This window comes from Thermomonas sp., assembly GCF_020850895.1.
Classification (GTDB): Bacteria; Pseudomonadota; Gammaproteobacteria; order Xanthomonadales; family Xanthomonadaceae; genus Thermomonas.
Window position 1 is genome coordinate 1 of the sequence record NZ_JADZDS010000139.1, and the last position, 20,720, is coordinate 20,720.

Here is a 20,720-nt window from a genome sequence, read left to right on the forward strand (position 1 = left end):
ATGCCGTGCATCGAAGGTGTGCATCCGCTGCGCGGATGGATCGAACCCCTCCGGGGTTCTCATCCCCGTCACTCTGAAACGAAAAAGCCCGCTTGCGCGGGCTTTGATGTGGCGTCCCCACGGGGATTCGAACCCCGGTCGCAACCGTGAAAGGGTTGTGTCCTAGGCCTCTAGACGATGGGGACAGGCCGAAAACGATGTTGCAGTGATGTGGTGGAGCCAGCCGGGATCGAACCGGCGACCTCCTGCATGCCATGCAGGCGCTCTCCCAGCTGAGCTATGGCCCCACGGGCTGGAAAGACGGCCATTTTCCGGACATTCCGGTTCGCGGTCAAGCACCGATTGTGGATGGTTTCGAAATCCGTCGCAGCGTCGCCACGCCGTGCCCCTGTTCGGCCAGGTATTGCAGCCACTTGCCGAGAAAGGTGTTCATGCGCAGGCGGTGGTCGAGGATGCGCTTTGGCGTCGCGTTCATCCCGACCACGTCCTGCCAGCGCCGACCTGCATAACAGTGGGTCGCCTCCACCTGCCTGGCATCGCGGTACAGCCGCAGGTTGGCGGACGGGTCGGGCAATCCGGTTTCTGGATCGGTCATGCCGTAGCTCATGCGGAGATCAAGCGTGAAGGGATGCCGTTCGATGACTTCGAGGCACAGGTCAGGGCCGTTGCCGGGTTGTGAGAGGTAATGCCCGCGCGCCAGGTCCAGAGGCTCGAACAGCCTGACCAAGCGCGCATGGTTTTCCGAATACAGCCCCATCAACCAGCCAAGGCGACTGAGTTGCGGGAGTGGACAGCGAAGGGCCAATGCGTTGGGCATGGCTCGATGCTACACAGCAAACGTGGGTTGCGGCAGGATTGACGCCGGACCGGTTCGCGCCTAGCTTGGGCGGGCTTGCCGCAATTTTCGGGCACTCGGGCTTCAGTACATCTCGCGATTGATGCCGAGGTATTCCATCACTCGGCTGGCGATCTCCTCGATCGACGCATGCGTGGTGCTGAGCAGTTCCACGCCCTCGCGACGCAACAGCGCTTCCGCCTGCGCAACCTCACGCTTGCAGGTGTCGAGTTGGGCATAGCGTGAATCGGGGCGCCGTTCCTGGCGGATCTGGTGCAGGCGGATCGGGTCGATGGTCAGGCCGAACAGCTTCCTGCGGTACTGGCGCAGCTTGTCCGGCAGGCGCTCGGCGTCGAGGTCGTCCGGCGTCAATGGATAGTTGGCGGCCTTCACCCCGTGCTGGAGCGCGAGATAGACGCAGGTGGGCGTCTTGCCAGCGCGCGACACCGCCACCAGGATCAGGTCGGCGTCGGAATAATCCAGCTTCACCCCATCGTCGTGGGTCAGGGCGTAGTTCATCGCGTTGATGCGCTTGTGGTAAGTCTCGAAATCGACCATGCCGTGGGCGCGTCCGATGAAGGCCGAGCGCGATTGGCCCAGTTCTTTTTCCAATGGCGAGATGAACGGATCGAATACATCCAGCATCAATGCGCCGCTTTCCGCCAGCGCGCGGTTCAGGTCCGGCTCGACGCAGGAATTGACCACCACCGGACGCAGGCCACTGGCCTCCCCGGCCGCGCGGATGCGGGCCGCGGCCTCGCGTGCCTTGTCCAGCGTGTCCACGAACGGCAGGCGGTCGGTGGAAAAGCGCAGGCCCTCGAACTGGGTCAACAAGCTGTGGCCGATGGTTTCGGCGGTGATGCCGGTGCCATCGGACACGTAGAACACGGGGCGAACGGGTGTCATCGGCATTCCTCGGCGGCGTGCAGGTTAAAATAGCGGACTTCCAGCGCCCCTGCCCCCACGGAGCCCGCCTTGACCCGCAATGTCCTCTGGCTGCACGACCTGCGCCTGTCCGATCTCGCCCAGGTGGGCGGCAAGAACTCCTCGCTGGGTGAAATGATCGGCGAGCTGTCCGGTCTCGGCGTGTCGGTGCCGGGTGGGTTTGCGACCACTGCCGACGCGTTCAAGGCATTTATCACCCACAACAATCTGCACGCCCGCATTTACGACAAGCTGGGCCAGATTGACGTGGAAGACGTACCGGCACTGACCCGCGCCGGTGCCGAAATTCGCGGTTGGGTGATCGATGCCCCGCTGCAACCGGAGCTGGATGCCGATATCCGCCGTGCGTACGCCAAGTTGTGCGCGGACTCGGGCGCCGCCGACATCGCGGTAGCCGTGCGCTCCTCGGCCACTGCCGAAGACCTGCCCGATGCCAGTTTCGCCGGCCAGCAGGAAACCTTCCTCAATGTGACCGGTGCCGATGACGTAGTGCACAAGGTCAAGGAAGTCTTTGCCAGCCTCTACAACGATCGTGCGATCGCCTATCGCGTCCACCACGGCTTCGCCCATGAAGACGTGTTCCTGTCCGCAGGCATTCAATTGATGGTGCGCTCTGACGTGGGCGCTTCCGGCGTGCTGTTCACCCTCGACACCGAATCCGGCTTCCGCGACGTGGTCTTCGTCACCGCAAGTTTTGGTTTGGGCGAAATGGTGGTGCAAGGTGCGGTCAATCCGGACGAGTTCTACGTCTACAAGCCGACCCTGCAGCAAGCTAAGCCGGCGATCTTGCGCCGCAGCCTGGGCAGCAAGCAGCTGCGCATGGTGTATTCCGACGTCCCCGGCGAGCGCGTGCGCACCGAGGAGACGCCGGCCGACCTGCGCAACCGGTTCTCGATCAGCGATGCCGACGTGGAGGAGCTTTCCAGGCAGGCGCTGGTGATCGAGCAGCACTACGGTCGCCCGATGGACATCGAATGGGGCAAGGACGGCCACACCGGCAAGCTCTACATCCTGCAGGCGCGCCCGGAAACGGTGAAGTCGCGCGCGCACGCCACCCAGATCGAACGCTACTCCCTGCAGCAACGCGGCAAGGTGTTGGCCGAGGGGCGCGCCATCGGCAGCAAGATCGGTAGCGGCGTGGCGCGGGTGGTGCGTAGCCTCGACGACATGGCCCGCGTGCAGCCCGGCGACGTACTCGTGGCCGACATGACCGATCCGGACTGGGAGCCGGTGATGAAGCGCTCTGCGGCCATCGTCACCAACCGCGGTGGCCGCACCTGCCACGCCGCGATCATCGCCCGCGAATTGGGCGTACCCGCCGTGGTCGGCACCGGCAACGCATTGGACACCATCCAGGACGGCGACCCGGTGACCGTGAGCTGCGCCGAGGGCGATACCGGCTACATCTACGCCGGTGCCCTGCCCTTCGAGCGCACCACGACGGACTTGGGCAACATGCCGCCGGCGCCGCTGAAGATCATGATGAACGTGGCCAACCCGGAGCGCGCCTTCGACTTCGGCATGCTGCCCAACGCCGGCATTGGCTTGGCGCGGCTGGAGATGATCATCGCCAGCCATATCGGTATCCATCCCAATGCACTGCTGGAATACGACCGCCAGGACGCCGCCACCAAGGCCAGGATCGACGCCCGCATCGCCGGCTACGCCTCGCCGGTGGAGTTCTACATCGAGCGCCTGAAGGAAGGCATCGCCACCATCGCCGCCTCGGTCTCACCCAAGCCGGTGATCGTGCGCCTGTCCGACTTCAAGTCGAACGAATACGCCAACCTGCTCGGCGGCAGCAAGTACGAACCGCATGAAGAAAACCCGATGATCGGGTTCCGTGGCGCCTCGCGCTATGTCGACCCGAGCTTCAAGGCGGCCTTCGCACTGGAATGCCAGGCGGTGAAGAAGGTGCGCGAGACGATGGGCCTGGATAACGTCTGGGTGATGATCCCGTTCGTGCGTACGCTGGAGGAAGGCCGCAAGGTGATCGAGGTCCTGCGCGAGAACGATCTCGTCCAGGGCGAGCATGGGCTGAAGGTCATCATGATGTGCGAAATCCCGTCCAATGCCCTGCTGGCGGACGAATTCCTCGACATCTTCGACGGCTTTTCCATCGGCTCCAACGACATGACCCAGCTCACCCTCGGGCTGGACCGCGACAGCGCGATCGTCGCCGGCCTGTTCGATGAGCGCGACCCGGCGGTGAAGAAGATGCTGTCGATGGCGATCCAATCCGCACGCGCCAAGGGCAAGTACATCGGCATCTGCGGGCAAGGGCCTTCCGATCATCCGGACCTTGCCCAGTGGTTGATGGAGCAAGGCATCGAATCGGTTTCGCTGAACCCGGACACCGTGGTCGATACCTGGTTGGCGCTGGCGAAAGCCAAGCACTGAAGGCTTGCGGCTTGACCTTGCCCCAGGGCAAGGTCGACACTGGCTGCGCGTCCTGCCCACGCCTTTCGCCCACCCATCGCACATGAATCCGTTCCGTCGTCGTCCGCTTCGCCTTCGCATCGCGCTTGTCGCGATGCTGGCGCTGCTGTGGTCGCAGACGGCGCTTGCGTGGCATGCGATGTGCGCGGCGGAACTGCCGCCACCGGTCGCGCATGCCATGTCGATGGTGGGCCACGACGGTGGCGACTGCCATGAAGTGGCACCGCCAGGCAATGACACTGGCCTGTGCGTCGCGCATTGCGATCAGGACGTGCCCAGTCCCGACACACCGCGGGTGCCGGCATTGCCGGCTCTGCCTGCGCTGGTGCCCGGCTTCGCATCCGCTTTGACCCCGCGCGAGCCGGCGACACTGCGTCGGGTGGATTCGCCGCCGCCCATTGCTTGGCATCGACCAACCGCGCATCCCGCGGCACTGCTGCTGATCTGAGCCCCGATCCCCGCGTCTGGCGGTGATGCCCGTGCGCATCGCCGCTGTCGTGCCGCGCGCGCCGTCGTGTCGGTTCCACGGGCCTGATCGAGGTCGAACATGCGATTCCCTCCGTTCACCGATGCCCCGCGCATCGTCCCTGCAGGCTGGCTGCTGTTGCCCTGCCTGCTGCTCGCGTTCTCAACATCGGCCAGCGTGCTCGACGATGCCCCTCCCGGCGCCGACGTCGCGTCCGTCCGCACCTGGTTGCTGCAGCACAACCCGGAGCTACGTGCCCGCGAAGCAGACATCGAGGCCGCGCGGGCGCAGGCCGTCGTCGCTGGTAGCCTGCCCAATCCCACGGTCGGCATCTCGCTGCAAGGCATCTCGCCCAGTCATCCCAGCCTGCTGCCGGCCAACGTCGGCAGCACCAGCTACCAGCTGCGCCAACGCATCCCGCTTTGGGGCAAGCGTGGACTGGCGCGGGAAATCGCCGAACGCAACGCCGATGCCGTCGACGCCGGGCGCGAAGCGGCCGCCCTGGACCTGCTGGCGCAGGTCGAAGCCGCCTACGTGCGCTACTGGCATGCTGGCCAAGCGCTGCGGCTGCTCGACGAGCAGATCGCCCTGCTGCAGATGCTGGAAGACATCGCTGGCGTGCGCTATGCCCTCGGTATGGTGCCGCAGCAGGATGCCATTCGCGCACAGGTGCAGACCACCCGCGTTCGCGGTGAGCGCATCGCCCTCGAAGAGGCCGGCAGTGAGGCCGGCATGCAGCTGAACTTGCTGATGGGCCGACGTGCTGATGCGCCGCTCGCACCCGCGCTGCAGACGCCGCGGTTGGCGGTGGCCAGTGCCAGCTTGGGCGATGCGCTGGCTCGGCTCGACAACGGGCGCCACCCCGCCCTGCAAGCGGCGCGTGCGCAGGCGGAGGCGGCGCAGGACGGCGTGCGCCTGCGCCAGCGCGAACGTTGGCCGGACATCTCGGTGGGCGTCGGCGCGATGCAACGCGGCCATCGTATCGACGGCTACGAACTGATGCTGGAGGTGGAACTGCCTTTGCAGCGTCGCGCACTGGCTGCGCGTGAGCGCGAAGCGCGGCAGCTGGAAGAGGCGGCGCTGGCACGCGTCGAGGCGCAACAGACCGCCCTGGGCGGACAGCTGGGTATCGCGTGGGCGCAGTGGCGCAGCGCGCAGCGCCAGCGCGACCTGCTGGCGTCCACCCAGATTCCACAGGCGGAAGCCAACTACCGCTCCGCGCTGGCCAGCTATCAGGTTGGCGACGTGGACTTCAATGCGCTGCTCGACGCCCTGGCCGAATGGCAGGACGCACGGCGTGCGCAGCTCGATGCCACCCGCGACGAACTGCTTGGCGCCGCCAGCGTGCGCGCCCTCGAAGGAGACATGCCATGAACCGTCACCACGGACTCCTGATCGCTGCCGGCGTGGTCGTCGTACTCGGCGGCGGCATCGTGCTGGGTCGGCTGTCGAAACCAGCCGTGCCCGCCACCGCCGCAGCGCCCGAAGCGCGCAAGCCGCTGTATTACCGCAACCCGATGGGTCTGCCCGACACCTCGCCGGTGCCGAAGCAGGATGAAATGGGCATGGACTACATTCCGGTCTACGCCGAGGATGAGGCCAACGCCGCGCCCGGCATCGTGGTGCTGTCGCCGGAGAAGATCCAGACCTTGGGCGTGCGCACCGAAGCGGTGCGACGGCAGCGGCTTGATCCTGGCTTGCAGGCAAGCGGCACGATTGTCGTCGATGAAACCCGGCAGCACGTGATCGCCCCACGCTTCGATGGCTGGGTGGCATCCCTGCAGGCCAACCAGACCGGCATGGCGGTCAGGCGCGGCCAGATCCTGGCGACGGTATACAGCCCGCAACTGCTGGCGGCGCAGGAGGACTATCGCTTGGCCGACGCAGCGTTGCGCCAGTTGCGCGACGGCGATGCAGCCAGCCTGCAGTCGATGCAGCGCCTGCGCGACGCCGCCAGACGCCGCCTGTTGAACTGGGGCATCGATGCCGGCCAATTGGAACACCTGGCCCACCTGCAGCCGGGCAACCTCGCCATCACCGCGCCGGTCGCCGGCGTGATCGTGGAAAAGCCCGTTGTCCAAGGCGCGCGTTTTGGCGCGGGCGACACCCTCCTGCGGCTGGCCGACCTGTCCACGGTCTGGGTGACGGTGAACGTGCCGGCGACGCAGATCGGCAGGGTGCGGCTGGGCCAGCACGCCCGCTTCACCTCGCCGGCGCTGGCCGGCCAAGTGTTCGCTGGACAGGTCGGCTTCCTGCAGCCCGTGCTGGATACGGCCACGCGGACGCTGGCGGTGCGCGTGGCGCTGCCCAACCCGGACAGTCGCCTGCGGCCGGGCCTGTTCGGTACGGTGGATTTGATCGGCGATAGCGGCCACGAGGCGCTCACCATTCCGCGCTCGGCATTGATCGATTCCGGGCAGCGCCAACTCACGCTGATCGAAGTGGCGCCTGGCCGCTTCGCGCCGCGGCAGATCACCACCGGCCTGCGCAGCGGCGACCGCGTCGAGGTGCTGGACGGCGTGCACGAAGGCGAGCGCGTGGTGGTGGAAGGCAACTTCCTGATCGATGCCGAAAGCAATCTGCGCGCCGCCCTGCAGGGCATGGCGACCGCGCAGCCTGCGGCACCCGCACACGACACGGGTGCCCACGACATGATCGGGCATGGCATGCCTGCGGCGGATGGCGCGCGCGCGGAGCACGCGATGCCAACGGCGTCCAAGCCTGATCCACACGCAGGCCATGTGATGCCTGCGGCGCCCAAGCCCGATCCACATGCCGATCATGAGATGCCGCCGCCCAAGGCGGATCCGCATGCCAACCACGATATGTCGGACCGGGAGCGCTGACATGCTTGCCCGCATCATCGAGTGGTCGGCACGGCATGTGTTCCTGGTGCTTGTGCTCACGCTGGCACTCACCGGCGCGGGCATCCACGCGCTGACGCACACGCCACTGGATGCATTGCCGGATCTGTCCGACGTGCAGGTCATCATCTACACCGAAGCGCCGGGTCAGGCGCCGCAGGTGGTGGAAGACCAGATCACCTATCCGTTGGCCACCGCCATGCTGGCGGTACCCAAAGCCAAAGTGGTGCGTGCGTTCTCCTACTTCGGATCATCGTTCGTTTACGTCGTCTTCGAGGACGGCACCGACATCTACTGGGCGCGATCGCGGGTACTGGAGTACTTGGGCGCAGCCGGCCGCCAACTGCCCGCCGGCGTGACGCCGACGCTGGGACCGGATGCCACCGGCGTCGGCTGGGTGTACCAATATGTGCTGGAGAGCAAGCACCATTCGCTGGACCAACTGCGGGCCATGCAGGACTGGTTCGTCCGCTACCCGCTCACGGCCAGCCACGGGGTGGCCGAGGTGGCCAGCCTCGGCGGCTTCGTGCGCCAGTATTCCGTCACCGTGGACCCGCTGAAGCTGCGCGAGTACGGCATCCCGTTGCAGCGCGTGGGCGAAGTGATCGCGGCCAGCAATCGCGATGTCGGCGGGCGTTCGCTGGAATTGGCGGAAACCGAGTACATGCTGCGCGGGCGCGGTTACCTGCGTGGCATCGACGACATCGAGGGGCTGGTGGTGAAGGCCGATGGCGGGGTGCCGGTGCTGGTGCGCGACATCGCCAATGTCGAACTGGTGCCAGACGAACGCCGCGGCATCGCCGATCTCGATGGTGAAGGCGAGGCGGTGGGCGGCATCGCCATCGCCCGCTACGGCGAGAACGCACGCGCCGTCATCCATGCGGTCAAGGACACGCTGCAGGCGCTCCAGTCCGGCCTGCCGGAGGGCGTGCGCATCCGCAGTGTGTACGACCGCTCGCAACTGATCGACCGAGCCATCGCCACGCTGCGCACCACGCTGCTGGAGGAAAGCCTGATCGTGGCGCTGGTCTGCGTGCTGTTCTTGTTCCACGTGCGCAGCGCTCTGGTGGCCATCGTCATGCTGCCGGTCGGGGTGCTGATCGCGTTCATCGCCATGCGTGCGTTGGGCATGAACTCCAACATCATGAGCTTGGGCGGCATTGCGATTGCCATCGGCGCGATGGTGGATGCCGCCATCGTGATGATCGAGAACGCGCACAAGCACCTGGAGCGCGATGATGGCAGCACACCGCGCGCACGGATCATCGTCGAAGCCTGCCGAGAAGTCGGTCCAGCGCTGTTCTTCAGTCTGCTGGTCATCACGGTCTCGTTCCTGCCGGTGTTTGCGCTGGAGGCCCAGGAGGGCCGCCTGTTCAAGCCGCTGGCGTTCACCAAGACCTTCGCCATGGCCGGCGGTGCATTGCTGTCGGTCACGTTGGTGCCGGTGCTGATGCTGTTGTTCATCCGCGGCCGAATCGTGCCCGAGCACAGGAACCCAGTGAACCGCCTGCTGGTCGCGCTGTACCGGCCAGTCATCCACGGGGTGCTGAAACACCGTGTACTCACCCTTGGCGTGGCCGGCCTGGTGCTGTTGGCATCGCTGTGGCCGGCGTCACGTCTGGGCAGCGAATTCATGCCCACGCTCAACGAAGGCAGCCTGCTGTACATGCCCACCACCCTGCCCGGTCTGTCGGTGACGCAAGCGCAGAAGTTGCTGCAGCAGCAGGATCGCGTCCTCAGGTCGTTCCCGGAGGTGGAGTCGGTATTCGGCAAGGCAGGCCGCGCAATGACCGCCACCGACCCGGCGCCAATGGAGATGTTCGAAACCACCATCAACCTCAAGCCGGAAACGCAGTGGCGCGACGGCATGACGGTGGACAGGCTGATCGCGGAGATGGACGCCGCGCTGCAGTTTCCCGGCGTGGCCAACGCGTGGACGATGCCGATCAAGGCACGCACCGACATGCTCTCGACCGGCATCCGCACACCGGTCGGCATCAAGGTGTTCGGCAACAGTCTGTCTCAACTGGAGCAGATTTCGCGCGAGATCGAAGCCGCGGTGCGCAAGGTGCCTGGCACCACCAGCGCCTACGCCGAGCGCCTGACCGGTGGCTACTACCTCGACATCACGCCGGAACTTCCCCAACTGGCCCGATACGGGCTGTCAGTGGGGGAAGTACAGGACGTGGTCGCCAGCGCACTGGGCGGCCAGTTGGTCACCACCACGGTGGAAGGCCGCGAACGCTTCGGGGTGATCGTGCGCTATCCGCGCGAACTGCGTGACACCCCGGAACAGATCGCCTCGCAGGTGCTGGTGGCCACGCCGGACGGCGCGCAGGTGCCGCTGGGCGAACTGGCCACGCTCGCCATCCGCAGGGGTGCGCCGTCGATCCGCACCGAGAACGCCCAGCTTGCGGCGTATATCTACGTCGACACACGCGACAGCGACCTCGGTACCTATGTGCGGCGCGCGCAGGCAGCAGTGGCCCAGTCGGTGCGGCTGCCACCAGGCACCTGGATCAGTTGGAGCGGCCAGTATGAATACCTGCAGCGGGCCAAGGCACGCATGCAGGTGGTGGTGCCGGTGACGCTGGCGCTGATCTTCCTGCTGCTCTACCTCAACTTCCGGCGCATCACCGAATCGTTGATCGTGATGCTGTCGGTGCCGTTCGCGCTGGTGGGTGGGGTCTGGTTGCTGTGGCTGCTGGACTATCAGCTCAGCGTGGCGGTGGCGGTGGGCTTCATCGCGCTGGCCGGGGTGGCTGCGGAAACCGGGGTGGTGATGCTGCTCTACCTCGACCACGCGCTGCAGGACGCCAAGGCGCGGTGCGCGGCCGAGGGACGGCCATTCTCCGCCGCCGACCTGCATCGCGCCATCGTCAGCGGTGCGGTCGATCGGGTCCGGCCGAAGATGATGACGGTGGTGGCGATCATGGCCGGCCTGCTGCCGATCATGTGGAATCATGGCACTGGCTCGGAGGTGATGCAGCGGATCGCCGCGCCGATGGTCGGCGGGATAGTGTCATCCAGCGTGCTGACGCTGGTGGTCATTCCGGTCATCTACGCGCTGGTCAAACTGCGCGGAGGACCGCCTGCCGACTGACGGCCCATCGAACCTCACGCCGAAGTGCACGGGTGGTGCGTCCTGATGTCAGGGCGCAGTCAGCCCCGCCAGCGCTCCCATGTGGGCTCGGTAATAACGCAGTTCATCGATGGAGTCGCGCACATCGCTCAAGGCAGTATGCGCGGCGGATTTGTGGAAACCGCCGTGGACCGCTGGCGCCCAGCGCCGCGCCAACTCCTTGATCGTGCTGACATCGAGGTTACGGTAGTGGAAATAGGCTTCGAGTGATGGCATCAGGCGCGCCATGAAGCGGCGATCCTGGCAGATCGAATTGCCGCACATCGGCGAAGCGTTGGCCGGAACCCATTCCTTCAGGAAGGCCAGCGTGCGCGCTTCCGCGTCGGCCAGTGGTACGCCCTCTTCCAGCACGCGCCGCCAGAGGCCGGACTTGCCATGCTGGTTGCGATTCCAGTCGTCCATCGCCTCCAGCGTGGCCAGTGGGTGGGTGATCGCCAACTCCGGACCTTCGGCGAGGATTTCGAGTTGGCCGTCGGTGACGACAGTCGCGATCTCGAGGATGCCATCAGACTGGGTGTCGAGCCCGGTCATTTCGAGGTCGATCCAGATCAATCGGTCTTTGGAAACATCCGTGTTCATGGCATTGCGGTTGACGGCCCTGCCTCATCATACCCAGATGCAGGCAGGGTGCCATCCCGAACCCTCCAGTTGCATGCAGGCTTGAGGTGCGGACATGGCCGGCAAGATCGGAGGATCAGCTGCAGATCCTGTTGCGGCCACCGCGCTTGGCCTCGTACAACAAGGCATCGGCGCGGGCAACCAGCGATTCGAAGCGCTGGGCTTCGCCGATCTCTGCTACGCCACCGCTGACCGTCAATCGGAATCCAGGGGCAAAATCGCCGCAATCGATGGCCTCGACGCGCTTACGCATGGTTTCACACAATTCGATGGCACGTGCCAGCGGGATGCGTTCGAACAGGACCCCGAACTCCTCGCCACCCCAGCGCGCCAGGACCCCAGCGCCATCGAGAGCGTCATGCAGTGCCTTGGCAACGGCAATCAGCGCCTGATCGCCCGCGGCGTGTGAGAACTGATCGTTGACCTGTTTGAAATGGTCGATATCGAAGAGCGCAAAACACAGGCTGCGCTGGCCGCGCAAGGCGCGATCGAAAGCCTGTTGCAACTGGGTGTCCAGGCTGCGTCGATTGCCGACCCCGGTCAAGGCATCCTCCAGCGCCATCCGTTCAAAGGCGATTGATTGTTGCTGCAGCTTCTCGAGCAGCCTCGATTTGTCCAGGTCCGATTCGCGCAAGCGCTCGGCATGCTGTTTGAGATCGGAAGTTCGCAGTTCGACCAACGCTTCCAACTGGACGGCACGTCGCCGCAGATGGGTTGTCCGCCACCGCACCAAGGCCCACAGGCCGAGCAGCCCCATGATCATCGCCGCGGTGATGACCCAGGAGTGTTGCCAGAAGTGCGGCTGGATATCGATGTCGATGGCCGTGCTGTCCGTGCTCCAACCCTGTCCCAGCCCAGGTGCGGACACGCCCACTTCGAACCGATAATGTCCCGGACGAAGGTTGGTGTACTGAACGCTGCGCATGGTGCCGCGTTCCACCCACCCGGCGTCCTCGCCAAGCAGGCGCTGCCGGTAGCGCAGGAACCGTGGCATCAGGAAGCTGATGGCCGCATAGCGGAATTCCAGGGTGTTGGTTCCCGCCGGCAATCGCAATGGATGGCCCGGGGCGATAGGCCTGTCGTTGACTCGGATCTGTTCCAGTACGACATGCGGCAATGCTTGCCGGTAGGCATGCAGGCTGGCAGGCGATGCCATGGCCGCGCCGCGCGCCGTGGCGACCCAGATTCGGCCTTTGCTGTCGCGCATGGCGGAGGGGCCGGATCCGCCATTGCACTGGGCGCTGACCATGCCATTGGCCTCGCCCAGTTGATCGAACTCGATTCGACTGCGGCGACCGTCAAGGACCGCGTTTGCGTCGGTTTTCTTGACTCGGATCACGCCGCGGTTGGATGTCAGCCAGAAGTATCCGAGGCCGTCGTCGACCACGGCGAACAGGGTGTCGATGGGCATGCCATTGGCAATCCCCAGCCCCGCCAGATGCCCACGGCGGTAGCGAACCAAGCCACGATCCGTGGCCATCCACAGGGTTCCATCGGCATCCTCGCTGAATCCGAACACATCCTTGGCGGCATTGATGTTGCCAAGGTCGAGGGCGTGGACGTTCTCGCCGACGATCCTCGCAACGCCATCGGAGGTACCAACCCATAGACTGCCATCACGTGCGAGGTGCAAGGACAGGATGAATTCACGCGGCAGCCCTTCCGTCAAGCCGAATCGCTTGTACTCTCCATGGTGCCAGCGCACCAAGCCGCGGTTGGTGCCGATCCAGATCGATCCATCCGTCGCTTCCGCCAATGCGCGGATCTGGTTGCTGCCCGGCATGCCATTGCCAGTGTTGAAACGCTCAACCACCTTGCCATCGCGCATCCGCAGCACGCCATCGGTGTAGGTTCCGACCAACAGGCTGCCGTCCTGCGCCTGCAGCAGGCTGAGGATGGAGTCGCTGGGCAGTCCGTCCTGGGTGGTGTAGTTCGCGACGACGCGGTTGTCCCGCCACAGGTTGAGGCCACGGCCAGTGCCGATCCAGACATCGCCGTCGCGACTCTCGTAGACCGTGCGCACGTAGTCGTCGCTTAGACCTTGGTCGATGTTCCAGGTGCCGAACGGCGCGTCACTCAGTTGCAGCAGCCCGGCATTCGTACCAGCCCAGATACTGCCCTCACGGTCAACCAGCAAGGAGGGCACGCGGTTGTTGGGCAGGCCACGCTGACTGGTGAAGCGGTCCACGCCTGTAGCCGACAGTCGCATCAACCCATTGTTGACGGTGCCGATCCAGAGGTTCCCGGCGTGGTCTTCGGACAGACTTGGCACGCCATCCGTCGGCAGCAGTGGCGACAGGCGCTCGAAGCGCTCGGAGCCTGGCACTTGCCGGTAGACCCCTTGTTCGGTGCCGACCAGCAGGCCCCGGGAGCGGGTCTCAACCACAACGAAGACGGGGGCGTCCGGCAGTCCCGAACTTCCTGGCATGACCTGCATCCGTCCATGGCGGAACCGCACCAGCCCTGCCGAAGTCCCGGCCCAGATGCTGCCATCGGAGGTTTCACGCAATTCGTACACCACGTCGCTGGGCATGCCATTGGCGGCGTTGAACTGCGTTGCCTTGCCGTGGTCCAGCAGGGAGATGCCTGCACTTTCCGTGGCCACCCAGAGACGCCCGCCACGATCGAGCACCGCATCCAGGACTTCATCCTGGGCCAAGCCTTGGGCAATGCCGAAAATCGTCCATTGGTTGCCGCGCAACACCGCAACCCCGCCGCGGGACGTGCCGACGACCACCGTGCCATCCGCGGTCGAGGACAAGGAGCGAATCGCACTGTCCCGCAGTATCGGAGTGTTACCGCGGTCGAAGGTCTGGAATTCCAACCCGTTGTAGCGGACCAGTCCATCCCAAGTGCCCAGCCAGAGATAGCCGTCGGGTGTCTGGGTGATGGTGTTGACTTGGTTATGCGGCAGGCCTTCGCGGGTCGTCCAGATTTCCCGGTAGAACGCGGAAATTGGTTTTTCAACTGCGTTGGCCGGAAGCGACACTAGCCAAGCGAACAGCAGCAGATGCAGACGCACCCACCTGATGCTCCAAACCCTGGTTGCAGGCACCCCGTGCATTCCCCAAATGCTCCTGGCCTTGCTGAAACCATCAGCCGCGAAGCCGCCGCCGATGTTGATGTAATGCGATTCCTCAATGTCTCGGTCTGATCCCATCATACCCGGTTGGTATCGATACTCCATCCCGAAAGAGACCGATTTCGAACAACACGTCCGAGGCGATTCATCATGGCCGCACCCTGATGAAATCAACGTTCCCTATTTAGGCAAGGCTGAATTTAGTCGGGGGTGAGATGCGTCCGGTCTTGCACCGGATGCGGCGTGTGCTGACACGTCCAGGAGGGACTTGTTCGGCACAGCCTTGAACAGTTGGCGCGTCGTATTTTCCGAATCACCGCTTGCCGCGAAAATATCCGCTGAGCAATGCGCCGCATGCGTCGGCCAGCACACCGCCCGTCACCTCGAGCCGATGGTTGTGGCGCGGATCGGTGAGCAGATCGAACACACTGCCGGCCGCACCGGTCTTGGGATCGAACGCGCCGAACACCACCCGCACGATGCGGGCATGGACCATGGCCATCGCACACATGGCGCAAGGTTCCAGGGTGACATACAAGGTGCAGCCGATCAGCCGATGGTTGCCGACGGCCTGCCCCGCCCGCCGCAGTGCCACGATTTCGGCGTGGGCGGAAGGGTCGTGGTCGGTGATGTTGCGATTCCAACCTTCGCCGATGACCTTGCCGTCGGCATCGACCACCAGCGCACCGACCGGGATTTCATCGTCTTCGTCGCGGGCACGTTCGGCCAGCGCCAAGGCGTGTCGCATCCACTGTTCCTCGGACGACACCATCACTCCCATTCGATTGTTGCCGGTGGCTTGCCGCTGATGTCGTAGACCACCCGTGACACGCCACGCAGTTCATTGATGATGCGGTTGGATACGGTGCCGAGGAAGTCATACGGCAGATGCGCCCAGTGCGCGGTCATGAAGTCGATGGTCTCGACCGCGCGCAGGGCGATCACCCATTCGTAGGCGCGGGCATCGCCGACCACGCCCACCGACTTGACCGGCAGGAACACCGCAAACGCCTGTGAAGTCTTGTCGTACAGATCCGCCTTGCGCAATTCATCGATGAAGATTGCATCGGCCTTGGCCAGCAGTTCGGCATATTCGGGCTTCACCTCGCCCAAGATGCGCACGCCAAGGCCGGGGCCGGGGAACGGATGGCGATAGACCATCTCGCACGGCAGACCCAGTGCCACACCCAATCGGCGCACTTCGTCCTTGAACAGCTCACGCAGTGGCTCCACCAGCCCCAGCTTCATGTCCTCGGGCAGACCGCCGACGTTATGGTGGCTCTTGATGACGTGCGCCTTGCCGGTCTTGCTACCGGCCGACTCGATCACGTCGGGGTAGATCGTGCCCTGTGCCAGCCACTTTGCATTGTTCAACTTGGCGGATTCTTCATCGAAAATTTCGACGAACAGACCACCGATGATCTTGCGCTTGGCCTCCGGATCAGCCACGCCTTCCAGCGCCTTGAAATAGCGCTCGGCGGCGTTGACGCGGACCACTTTCACACCCATGTTCTGGGCGAACATGGCCATCACCGCGTCGCCTTCTTGGAAACGCAGCAGGCCGGTGTCGACGAACACGCAGGTCAACTGGTCGCCGATGGCCTTGTGCAGCAGCGCGGCAACGACCGACGAATCCACGCCACCGGACAGGCCGAGGATGACTTCGTCATCACCCACCTGCGCGCGCACCCGTGCGATCTGGTCGTCGATGATCTTGGCCGCGGTCCACAAGGTGGCGCAGCCGCAAATGTCGACCGCGAAGCGGCGCAGCAGCGCCTCGCCGGCGGCGGTGTGGGTCACTTCCGGATGGAACTGCACGCCATAGATGCGTCGCGCGTCATTGGCGAATGCGGCGATGCCGAGGCGGTCGGTTTTGGCGGTGACAGTGAAGCCTTCCGGCGCTTTGGCGACATGGTCGCCGTGGCTCATCCACACGTTGCGCAGCGCCGTGTCGGTGACGACCTTGGCAAGCAGTGCGTCGTCGGCGATCACCTCGAGCGCGGCATGGCCGAACTCGCGCTGGTTGCCGGCTTCGGTTGCGCCGCCCAATTGCAAGGCCAGCGTCTGCATGCCGTAACAGATGCCGAGGATCGGTACGCCGGCGTCGAATACCTGCGGCGGTGCGGCCGGGCAACCGGCCTCGGTGGTCGATTCCGGGCCGCCCGACAGGATGATCCCCTTGGCCCCGAACGCGGCGATCTCGGCAGGGTCGTGATCCCAGGCCCAGATCTCGCAGTACACGCCGATCTCGCGGATGCGGCGGGCGATCAGTTGCGTGTACTGGGCGCCGAAGTCGAGGATCAGGAGTTTGTCGGAATGGATGTTGGTCATGCTTTCCTCCCCTCTCCCTCCGGAAGAGGGGTTGGGGGTGCGGGTACGGTTCATCGGGATGCCCGGTGAAAGCGAACCCTCACCCGGCGCTTCGCGCCGCCCTCTCCCGGAGGGAGAGGAAAGCGCAGTCACCCCGCTCTGTAATTCGGCGGTTCCTTGGTGATCTGCACGTCATGGACGTGGCTTTCTCGCTGCCCTGCCCCGGTCACCTTCACGAACGCCGGTTTGCTGCGCATGTCTTCAATCGTGGCGCAGCCGGCATAGCCCATGGTGGCGCGCAGCCCGCCCATCAACTGGTGCACCACGCCGGACAGCGGACCACGCACCGGCACCCGACCTTCGATGCCTTCCGGCACCAATTTGTCGGCGTCGGCGGCATCCTGGAAATAGCGATCCTTGCTGCCCTTCTCCATCGCGCCAAGGCTGCCCATGCCGCGGTAGCTCTTGTAGCTGCGGCCCTGGAACAGTTCGATCTCGCCAGGAGATTCTTCGGTGCCGGCGAATAGCCCACCGATCATCACGCTGGACGCACCCGCCGCCAGCGCCTTGCCGATATCGCCGGAATAGCGGATGCCGCCATCGGCAATCAACGGGATGCGGTCCTTGAGCGCCGTGGCCACCATGTCGATCGCGGTGATCTGTGGCACACCCACGCCTGCAACCACGCGCGTGGTGCAGATCGAACCCGGACCCACACCCACCTTGACCGCATCGGCCCCAGCATCCATCAGGGCCAATGCCGCGTCGCCGGTGACGATATTGCCGCCGACCACCTGCACCTGCGGGAAGTGCTGCTTGACCCACGCCACCCGTTCGATCACGCCCTGTGAATGCCCGTGCGCGGTATCCACCACGATCACGTCCACCCCGGCGACCACCAGCGCTTCCACGCGCTGCTCGGTGTCGCCACCCACGCCGACCGCCGCACCAACCAGCAGGCGCTCATGACTGTCGTAGGCGGCATTCGGGTTGTCGGACTTCTTCTGGATGTCCTTGACGGTGATCAGTCCGCGCAGCGCAAACGCGTCGTTGACCACCAGTACCTTCTCGATGCGGTGCTTGTGCAGCAAGCCCATCACCTCATCGTCGCTGGCGCCTTCCTTGACTGTGACCAGTTTTTCCTTCTTGGTCATCACATGGCGCACCGGGTCGTCGAGCTTCTTCTCGAAGCGCATGTCGCGGCCGGTCACGATCCCGACCAGCTGGCCTGAATCATCCACCACCGGCACGCCGGAGATATTGCGTGCGCGGGTGAGCTTGAGCACCTCGCCGATGCTGGTGTCGGGACCGACGGTGAACGGTTCACGGATCACCCCGGCTTCGAAATTCTTGACCCACGCGACCTGCTGCGCCTGGGCCTGGGCGGTCATGTTCTTGTGGATGATCGAGATGCCGCCCAACTGTGCCATTGCCACCGCGAGGCGCGCTTCGCTGACGGTGTCCATCGCCGCCGAAGCCAGTGGCAGGCGGATGCGCAAATCGCGGGTCAGCCGGGTTTCGAGGGAAACGTCCTTGGGCAGGACGCTGGAGTGCGCGGGGACGAGGGAAACGTCGTCGTAGGTCAGTGCTTCAGCCTGAATGCGGAGCATCGGCAGTCCCATGGGAAGTGGGGAAGCCAGTCATTGTACTGTTTTTTCCTTCCCACTTCGGGGCAGTCACAGTGCGCTGGGCGCATCAGGCACGGCTGCAGGCGAATCATGGGCAGTCGCATCGCCAAGGACAGCGGGTGATTCAACCAAGATCCGCCAGCTCTGCCGCCTCCAGTGTGTTCTGCATCAGGGTGGCGACGGTCATCGGACCGACCCCTCCCGGCACCGGGGTGATCCAACTGGCATGCCGGGCGGCTTCGTCGAAACCGACGTCTCCGACCAACCGGCCGTCGTCCAGCCGGTTGATGCCAACATCAATCACCACTGCGCCCTCCTTCACCCACGCGCCGGGGACGAGTCCAGGTCTGCCGGCGGCGACCACCAAGATGTCGGCCTCGCCGACATGGCGCTTGAGCACGTCCATCGGGGTGAATTTGTGGCAACTGGTGACGGTGCAGCCGGCGATCAGAAGTTCCAGCGCCATCGGTCGCCCGACGTGGTTGGAGACGCCGACGACGGTGGCGTTCTGGCCGCGCACCGGGCGGTCGGTCCATGCCAGCAAGGTGGTGATACCGCGCGGCGTGCAGGGGCGTAAGCCGAACTGGCGTAGTGCCAGGTGGCCGACATTCTGGGGATGGAACCCGTCGACGTCCTTGCTGGGATGGATGCGCTCGATCAGGGCGCTGGCATCGCGGATGCCAGGCAACGGCAGCTGGACCAAGATTCCATGGATGCTTGGATCGGCGTTGAGTCGGTCGATCAGGGCCAGCAATTCGGATTCGCTGGTGCCTGCGGGAAGATCGAAATCAAACGCCTCGATCCCCACGCGCTCGGCCGCGTGCCGCTTGTTGCGCACATAGACCGACGAGGCCGGGTCCTCGCCCACCAGTACGACCGCAAGACCGGGCCGAGCCTTGCCGGCCGCGAGCCTCGCATCAATCCTGGCCTTGAGGCTGTCCAGCAGGACAGCGGCAATACGTTTCCCATCGAGAATTCTGGCGGTCATCCGGTACGCATGCTTGCGGAATTTGGCCATTATCGCGCACTGGGCGGTCAGCATGCGGTCGCGACGGAAGCGGTGACGGATGCCGCGAAGCAGTGTACGTTAGCGGCAGCGACACCCGGTGCGGGGCGGGGCCGAATCCGCGCCGGGGCAGGCGTCGGTGTGCCGTCCCTGCCTCTTCACCAGCCGTCGGCCGTCAGCAGGCAGTCCGAGGTACCTATGGCGATCCAGGGGCTCTGTCCGAAATGCGGGAAGCGGGTGCTGCACGTCAACGTGGAAAACACGGTTGGGGTCGTTGAAGGCAACAGCAAGGCGCGTTGCCTCTGCTTCACTTGCATCCATTGCAATACCGTGTTGGGCGTGCAGATTGACCAGCGATCCAAGCCGCGTCCGCGCAAAAAGGACGACGTTCCCGGCTGATCCGGTCATTCCGATCCCTGGACGGGATCGGGATCGGAGTCCGTTCGCGGTGCAACCGACCCGGGCGCGGGGCAGCGCGGCACGCCCGAACCCACGACGCAATTGACGCAACACTGCGGCTGCATGGGTTGCGATCCGAACAGCCTGGGCGCAACCGGCCCGATTCTTGCCAAGGCCTCCTGTGGCTTGAGCTTGAGCACGACCGCCCAGTCCTGGCGGTTGAAATTGCAGGCTGCTGCTTGGTCCGGGGAACAGGCGATGCTGTCCTGCCCTCGCTGAGGCAGGGGCCAAGCCTGGCCGGCGGCATTGATGTCGAGCACGCGCAGGGTGACGGCCTGTTGAACGTTGCCGCCGATGGTGTAGGCATGGCCATCGTCGGTACCCACCACGAAATCACAGTGCATCGGCAAGCCCGCTGCCCCGCCGCGATCGATCAGGGCAGCGAGCCCTTCGGGGCCATAGATGCGGCCTGTGCGTACGTAGCAAAGCAGGTCACCTGCCGCGAGGCGTGCAGTGCGCGGGTCAACATAGTCGTAAGGACTTCGCCCCGGAGTTGCGCGAGCCGCACGCACGTAATCGTAATGGCTGGCGGACAGGGTGAAGCCGGGAATGCCGGCGCGCTCGGCGATCCAACTGATGAAGGCAGCCGACCAGGGTGTATCGATCACGAAGCCACGGCAGCCCATACCTTGGTAGTTCGAGTTCCCGGTTGCGTAATTGCAGTCCATCGCCCCCGGACGCTGGGCCACCGAGCCCAGCAAGCCGCTGGATTGCCAGTAGTACGCCACCCGCCGCCACGGCGAGGTTCCATCCGCCAGACCACTGTTCTCCGCCTCGTAGATGCTGGCGCTGGCCAGCCGACCCTGGCTGTCGATGAATGGCTGTTTCCAGCGTTGGTTCTCGGCACAGGCGATTGCAGCGATGCGCGTGGCCACCATCGGGTCGGCCTGCTGTTGCTCCAGCGCAGGACAGGGATTGCCTGCCCA

General features: G+C 64.9%; 15 protein-coding genes and 2 tRNA genes. 6 read left to right on the plus strand and 11 right to left on the minus strand.

Translation table 11 applies throughout. The annotated features are described in order from the left end of the window. Positions 1-109: 109 nt before the first annotated feature. The 4 genes from IT472_RS11770 to IT472_RS11785 all read right to left on the minus strand — a co-directional run bounded on the left by IT472_RS11770 (position 110) and on the right by IT472_RS11785 (position 1,741). Positions 110-185: transfer RNA gene (locus tag IT472_RS11770), tRNA-Glu, on the minus strand. A gap of 26 nt (positions 186-211) precedes the next feature. Continuing rightward, positions 212-287, minus strand: a tRNA-Ala gene (locus tag IT472_RS11775). Positions 288-331: 44 nt separating this feature from the next. Beyond that, positions 332-817 (minus strand): DUF1249 domain-containing protein, encoded by a 486-nt coding sequence (locus tag IT472_RS11780; RefSeq protein ID WP_297181760.1) that lies wholly within the window; start codon positions 815-817, stop codon positions 332-334. Between the two features lie 102 nt (positions 818-919). Then, positions 920-1,741, minus strand: coding sequence for a pyruvate, water dikinase regulatory protein (locus tag IT472_RS11785; protein WP_297181762.1), 822 nt, complete (start codon positions 1,739-1,741; stop codon positions 920-922). Between the two features lie 69 nt (positions 1,742-1,810). On the opposite strand from IT472_RS11785, the gene ppsA reads away from it, so the two are divergent. The 5 genes from ppsA (at position 1,811) to IT472_RS11810 (ending at position 10,652) form a co-directional block, all read left to right on the plus strand. After that, the gene (ppsA, locus tag IT472_RS11790; protein WP_297181764.1) at positions 1,811-4,180 is read left to right on the plus strand and encodes a phosphoenolpyruvate synthase; all 2,370 of its coding nucleotides are present in this window, start codon (positions 1,811-1,813) and stop codon (positions 4,178-4,180) included. 82 nt (positions 4,181-4,262) lie between these two features. Further along, positions 4,263-4,667: a hypothetical protein gene (locus IT472_RS11795; protein ID WP_297181766.1), complete on the plus strand. Its 405-nt coding sequence runs from the start codon at positions 4,263-4,265 to the stop codon at positions 4,665-4,667. Between the two features lie 99 nt (positions 4,668-4,766). After that, complete coding sequence (locus IT472_RS11800; protein WP_297181768.1) at positions 4,767-6,059, plus strand: TolC family protein; 1,293 nt, start codon at positions 4,767-4,769, stop codon at positions 6,057-6,059. Further along, entirely contained in the window at positions 6,056-7,531 is a 1,476-nt protein-coding gene (locus IT472_RS11805) for an efflux RND transporter periplasmic adaptor subunit (RefSeq protein ID WP_297181770.1), read from the plus strand. The genes IT472_RS11800 and IT472_RS11805 overlap by 4 nt, the downstream gene beginning before the upstream one ends. Position 7,532: 1 nt before the next feature. Further along, entirely contained in the window at positions 7,533-10,652 is a 3,120-nt protein-coding gene (locus IT472_RS11810) for a CusA/CzcA family heavy metal efflux RND transporter (RefSeq protein WP_297181772.1), read from the plus strand. 48 nt (positions 10,653-10,700) lie between these two features. Here the strand turns inward: IT472_RS11810 and orn are convergent, their stop codons facing one another. The 6 genes from orn to folD form a co-directional block, all read right to left on the minus strand. Beyond that, positions 10,701-11,270, minus strand: a complete 570-nt coding sequence (gene orn / locus IT472_RS11815; RefSeq protein ID WP_297181774.1) for an oligoribonuclease — start codon at positions 11,268-11,270, stop codon at positions 10,701-10,703. Positions 11,271-11,385: 115 nt separating this feature from the next. Further along, positions 11,386-14,331, minus strand: coding sequence for a ligand-binding sensor domain-containing diguanylate cyclase (locus tag IT472_RS11820; protein WP_297181776.1), 2,946 nt, complete (start codon positions 14,329-14,331; stop codon positions 11,386-11,388). A 373-nt stretch (positions 14,332-14,704) separates the two neighbouring features. Continuing rightward, positions 14,705-15,172 carry a tRNA adenosine(34) deaminase TadA gene (gene tadA, locus IT472_RS11825; protein ID WP_297181777.1) on the minus strand — a complete coding sequence of 156 codons (468 nt, stop codon included), beginning with the start codon at positions 15,170-15,172 and terminating at the stop codon, positions 14,705-14,707. Continuing rightward, positions 15,163-16,722, minus strand: a complete 1,560-nt coding sequence (guaA, locus tag IT472_RS11830; protein WP_297181779.1) for a glutamine-hydrolyzing GMP synthase — start codon at positions 16,720-16,722, stop codon at positions 15,163-15,165. The genes tadA and guaA overlap by 10 nt, the downstream gene beginning before the upstream one ends. A 128-nt stretch (positions 16,723-16,850) precedes the next feature. Further along, on the minus strand, positions 16,851-18,311 hold the full coding sequence (gene guaB / locus IT472_RS11835; RefSeq protein ID WP_297181781.1) for an IMP dehydrogenase: 1,461 nt from the start codon (positions 18,309-18,311) through the stop codon (positions 16,851-16,853). A 142-nt stretch (positions 18,312-18,453) separates the two neighbouring features. Further along, on the minus strand, positions 18,454-19,317 hold the full coding sequence (folD, locus tag IT472_RS11840) for a bifunctional methylenetetrahydrofolate dehydrogenase/methenyltetrahydrofolate cyclohydrolase FolD (protein ID WP_297181783.1): 864 nt from the start codon (positions 19,315-19,317) through the stop codon (positions 18,454-18,456). Positions 19,318-19,326: 9 nt separating this feature from the next. On the opposite strand from folD, the gene IT472_RS11845 reads away from it, so the two are divergent. Next, positions 19,327-19,734, plus strand: a complete 408-nt coding sequence (locus tag IT472_RS11845) for a hypothetical protein (protein WP_297181785.1) — start codon at positions 19,327-19,329, stop codon at positions 19,732-19,734. Positions 19,735-19,739: 5 nt separating this feature from the next. On the opposite strand, the gene IT472_RS11850 is transcribed toward IT472_RS11845, so the two are convergent. Beyond that, positions 19,740-20,720, minus strand: a 981-nt coding sequence (locus tag IT472_RS11850; RefSeq protein ID WP_297181787.1) for a DUF2272 domain-containing protein, incomplete at its 5' end; no start/stop codon positions are given.

Coding starts and splice junctions, on each gene's coding strand:
- IT472_RS11845 (WP_297181785.1), top strand. CDS start 19,327: ATGCTTGCGGAATTTGGCCATTATCGCGCACTGGGCGGTCAGCATGCG.
- orn (WP_297181774.1), bottom strand. CDS start 11,270: ATGAACACGGATGTTTCCAAAGACCGATTGATCTGGATCGACCTCGAA.
- IT472_RS11805 (WP_297181770.1), top strand. CDS start 6,056: ATGAACCGTCACCACGGACTCCTGATCGCTGCCGGCGTGGTCGTCGTA.
- folD (WP_297181783.1), bottom strand. CDS start 19,317: ATGACCGCCAGAATTCTCGATGGGAAACGTATTGCCGCTGTCCTGCTG.
- guaB (WP_297181781.1), bottom strand. CDS start 18,311: ATGCTCCGCATTCAGGCTGAAGCACTGACCTACGACGACGTTTCCCTC.
- IT472_RS11800 (WP_297181768.1), top strand. CDS start 4,767: ATGCGATTCCCTCCGTTCACCGATGCCCCGCGCATCGTCCCTGCAGGC.
- IT472_RS11810 (WP_297181772.1), top strand. CDS start 7,533: ATGCTTGCCCGCATCATCGAGTGGTCGGCACGGCATGTGTTCCTGGTG.
- tadA (WP_297181777.1), bottom strand. CDS start 15,172: ATGGGAGTGATGGTGTCGTCCGAGGAACAGTGGATGCGACACGCCTTG.
- IT472_RS11780 (WP_297181760.1), bottom strand. CDS start 817: ATGCCCAACGCATTGGCCCTTCGCTGTCCACTCCCGCAACTCAGTCGC.
- IT472_RS11795 (WP_297181766.1), top strand. CDS start 4,263: ATGAATCCGTTCCGTCGTCGTCCGCTTCGCCTTCGCATCGCGCTTGTC.
- IT472_RS11785 (WP_297181762.1), bottom strand. CDS start 1,741: ATGACACCCGTTCGCCCCGTGTTCTACGTGTCCGATGGCACCGGCATC.
- guaA (WP_297181779.1), bottom strand. CDS start 16,722: ATGACCAACATCCATTCCGACAAACTCCTGATCCTCGACTTCGGCGCC.